The following is a 4,027-nucleotide window of genomic DNA, read 5'->3' as shown; positions in this document are numbered from 1 at the left end:
AAAACTATTTTTAAAAACAAGATGTGAAAAAATTGATTTAAAAGATAAAATTTTATTTACAACCTATGGGAAATTTAATTTTGACTATATTTTTATAGGAACTGGAGGAAAACCAATAATACCGGATATAAAAGGGATTGAAAAAATTAAAAATGGATTATTTACTTTTACGAAACTAAATGATGCTAAAAAACTTGAAAGATATATAGAAGATAAAAAAGTTAAAGAAGTGGTTATTCTTGGTGGTGGACTTATTGGTCTTAAATGTGCAGAAGGTTTAATCTCAAAAAATATTTTTGTTAAAATTGTTGAATTATCTGATAGGATTTTTGCAAATACTTTTGATAATATTGCTTCAGAGATAGTTGAAAATAAACTAAAAGAAAATAATTGTGAAATAATAAAAGGAAATACTATTGAAAAAGTTAATACAAAGGATGGGGATTTAAAAGAAGTAATTTTAAAGGATGGTAAAAAAATAAAAGCAAATGTATTGGTTATAGCAATTGGTGTTGTACCAAATACTGAAATTATTGAAGGTATAAATATAAAGAAAAACAAAGGGATAATAGTAGATGAATATATGAAGACAAATATACCTTTTATTTATGCAGGTGGAGATGTTGCTGAAAGTATTGAATTTGACGGAAATATCTCAGTTATTGCAATATGGCCGAGAGCAACAAAACAGGGAAAAATTGCAGGAATTAATATGTCAGGTGGGAGTAAAAAATATGAAGGTATATTTATTATGAATTCAATTGAATTTTTTGGTATTCCAACAATTTCTTTTGGAATAACAAATCCAAAAGATGAAAAAAGATGTGAGATATTAAAAAAAATAGATTATGAAAAGAAAATTTATAAAAAGATTGTTATCAATGAAAATAAAATTGTTGGAGGAATTTTTCTTGGTGATATTGAAAGGGCAGGGATATTAAATGGACTAATCAAAAATAGAATTGATGTCTCTTCTTTTAAAAACTTATTACTTGATGAAAAATTTGGTCTTTTAATTCTTCCTGAAACTTATAGAAAACATATTGTAAAAGGGGAAGGAATTGAGGTATGACTGAAATTAAAATAGATGCAAATGGACTTCATTATAAAATATTAAATGAAAAAATAAGAGAATTGATAAGTAAAGGATACAAAAAAATTTATATTGGAAATGTTTTTGGACAAAGATATATAGGGGCTGGTTTAAGAGAAAAAGATGTTGAAATATATATAAATGGAACTCCTGGAAATGACCTTGGATGTTTTATGGATGGTCCTAAAATTTTTGTAAATGGAAATGCCCAGGATGGAACAGGAAATACAATGAATTCTGGAAAAATAATTATAAAAGGAAATGCAGGCGATATACTTGGACATTCAATGAGGGGAGGGGAGATTTATGTAAAAGGAGATGTTGGATATAGGGTTGGAATTCATATGAAAGCATATAAAAATTTTTATCCTGTTATTGTCATTGGAGGAATAGCAAAAGATTTTCTTGGAGAATATATGGCAGGAGGATTGATAATTATTTTAAACTTGAAAGAAAAGAAAAAAATAGTTGGAGAACTTACAGGAACTGGTATGCATGGAGGAGAAATTTTTATAAAGGGTGAAATAGATGAAAGAACCATTGGAAAAGAAGTAAAAATATTTAAGCCGGAAAAAGAAGATATTGAAAAAATTAAATTTTATATCCAAAAATTCAGTGAATATTTTGGTGAAAAATTAAGGTATATTCCTTCAAATAATTTTATAAAATTAATTCCTGTCTCAAAAAGACCCTACGGAAAAATTTATGCTTATTAATATTTACACTTCTTTGAATATAAGATAAAATTAGAATAAAAGGGATTAAAATGATAAAACTTGGAGTAAATGTTGACCATATAGCGACATTAAGACAGGCAAGAAAAGGGAGATATCCTGACCCTGTTGAAGGTGCTATACTTGCGGAACTTGCTGGATGTGATTCAATTGTTTGCCATTTAAGAGAAGACAGAAGGCATATTCAGGAAAGGGATATTTATTTATTGAGAAAAGTAGTTAAAACAAAATTAAACCTTGAAATGGCTCTTCATGAAGATATAATAAAAATTGCTATTGATGTTAAACCTAACCAGGTGACTTTGGTTCCTGAAAAAAGAGAGGAATTAACAACCGAAGGTGGTCTTGACGTGATAAAGTTTTCAGAAAAAATAAAAGAAAATATAAAAATTTTTCAGAAAAATGGAATTAAAGTCAGTTTATTTATTGAGCCAGATTTTAGTCAGATTGAAGAAAGCAAAAGAGTAGGGGCTGATTTCATAGAAATACATACAGGAAGATATGCTGATGCAGTAAATGAAGATGAAATGTATAATGAATTGAATAAAATCATAAAAGCAACTGAATATTCCATTTCAATAGGTTTAAGAGTAAATGCAGGACATGGTCTTGACTATAAAAATGTTGGAAAAATTTGTAAAATTAAAGGTATTGAAGAATTAAATATTGGATACAGTATAATTTGCAGGTCAATTTATGTAGGAATATATCAGGCAGTGAAAGAAATGAAAGAAATTATAGAGAGAAATGAGAAAGAAAATAATTGAAGCATTTAAACAACCCATCCAGAAAAAAAATATATTTGACCTTGTAATTGGCGGAGTTTTAATGTTTTTCCCTGTAATTAACTTTATTTCGATGGGATATATTTCAGAAAGATTAAAAGCAGGTATTCTTCTGGAGAAAAAAACTATTAAATGGGATGAAAATATTAAGAACTTATTTGTAAAAGGAGCATACCTGTTTTTTTTAATTTTAGGATACCTTTTAATTCCCTTTATTTTCCTTTTTTTAGGGGTTTTCTTTATATCCATCCTTTCCAGAGGGGAAATCGTGTCTTTATTTTTATTTAGAGGGCTAATTTTAATCATACTATCAACCATACTTTTTTTAATTGCAATTTATTTCCTTTTGTTCGGTATATGTGTATATCTTGAGGAAAATTCATTAAAAAAGGGTTTTAATTTAAGAGATGTCCTTGAAAAGATTTTTCTCATACCAAAAGATTATATCATAATATATATACTTATTGTGGGCATTTTAATGATTTCTATTGTTATACTCACTTTATTATTAAACTGGGTAACAGGACTTTTATTAAGTGGTTTTCTATTTTTTTATGACCTTCTTGTTATTTCAAATATTCTTATAAAATTTTATCCAAGAAAAGCGGTTAATATTCAGTTACCTTTTTAAATAAGATGATTTTTCAAATCTTCTAAATTTTAGCCTGTATTGGTAGAAAAAACTCTAAAAAAACTTTTTAAGATTTCAATTCTGGAAATTAATTAGAGAAAACTATCCATTACTTTTTTAAAAATGAAAAAAGTTTTAAATTATTGATGTATAATCATTTGCATAAAAAATGTCGGATAAGAAATATTATGTTAACTTTTGTTTATTTTTCAGCAACCGGACTTTTTAATTTATTCCAGAAACTCCAGAAATAATTATATAAAAATTAGAAATTAAGAAGCAAAATTTTTTAAAATTTATTTTTAAAAATTTTTATTAAATTGTTTAATAAAAGTTTTTGACAGTCAATTACTTAATTTTTAAATATTTTAGATAAAAAAATTGAAATTTCGTATAAAAAAATTAGTGGAATTGCAATAAGAATCTGTGTAAAAATATCTGTTGTTGGAGTTATTATTGCAGAAAGAATAAAAGAACCTGCTATTGCAAATTTTCGTTTTTCTCTTAAAAATTTAGAGTTGATAATGCCTATATAAGATAAAGAGGAAATGAAAACAGGAAGATTAAAAATAAGACCCATAGCAATAAAGAAAACAAAAACAAAATTTAGATAATTTGTTATTGAAATAAGAGGTTTCATAATATCCTTTCCAAAAGAAAAAAGGACTTTTAAGCCGAAAGGAATAATAATATAAAAGGTAAAACTCATTCCAAGAATAAATAAAAAAGGAAATATAATAAATATAGTTTTGATAATTTTCCTTTCTTTTTCTGTCAAACCAGG

Annotated in this window: 5 protein-coding genes; 4 read left to right on the top strand and 1 reads right to left on the bottom strand. The window is 26.0% G+C overall.

Annotated features, from left to right (window positions below):
- From PKV21_09385 to PKV21_09370, 4 genes are all read left to right on the top strand, one after another.
- Nucleotides 1–1,072 (top strand): FAD-dependent oxidoreductase (locus PKV21_09385; GenBank protein HOM27697.1); only part of this gene is annotated, 1,072 nt, incomplete at its 5' end.
- The gene (locus PKV21_09380) at nt 1,069–1,809 is read left to right on the top strand and encodes a hypothetical protein (GenBank protein HOM27696.1); all 741 of its coding nucleotides are present in this window, start codon (nt 1,069–1,071) and stop codon (nt 1,807–1,809) included. The genes PKV21_09385 and PKV21_09380, both read left to right, overlap by 4 nt.
- A gap of 50 nt (nt 1,810–1,859) precedes the next feature.
- The gene (locus tag PKV21_09375; protein HOM27695.1) at nt 1,860–2,594 is read left to right on the top strand and encodes a pyridoxine 5'-phosphate synthase; all 735 of its coding nucleotides are present in this window, start codon (nt 1,860–1,862) and stop codon (nt 2,592–2,594) included.
- Nucleotides 2,575–3,243 carry a DUF4013 domain-containing protein gene (locus tag PKV21_09370; protein HOM27694.1) on the top strand — a complete coding sequence of 223 codons (669 nt, stop codon included), beginning with the start codon at nt 2,575–2,577 and terminating at the stop codon, nt 3,241–3,243. Before PKV21_09375 ends, PKV21_09370 begins: the two co-directional genes overlap by 20 nt.
- A 352-nt stretch (nt 3,244–3,595) precedes the next feature.
- Here PKV21_09370 and PKV21_09365 read toward each other — a convergent pair.
- A partial coding sequence (locus PKV21_09365; GenBank protein ID HOM27693.1) for a twin-arginine translocase subunit TatC occupies nt 3,596–4,027 on the bottom strand: 432 nt, incomplete at its 5' end.

The organism is bacterium (genome assembly GCA_035371905.1).
Taxonomy (GTDB): Bacteria; Ratteibacteria; UBA8468; order B48-G9; family JAFGKM01; genus JAMWDI01.
This window is presented reverse-complemented; position numbering and strand designations above follow the sequence as displayed.

Coding starts and splice junctions, on each gene's coding strand:
- PKV21_09370 (HOM27694.1), top strand. CDS start 2,575: ATGAGAAAGAAAATAATTGAAGCATTTAAACAACCCATCCAGAAAAAA.
- PKV21_09375 (HOM27695.1), top strand. CDS start 1,860: ATGATAAAACTTGGAGTAAATGTTGACCATATAGCGACATTAAGACAG.
- PKV21_09380 (HOM27696.1), top strand. CDS start 1,069: ATGACTGAAATTAAAATAGATGCAAATGGACTTCATTATAAAATATTA.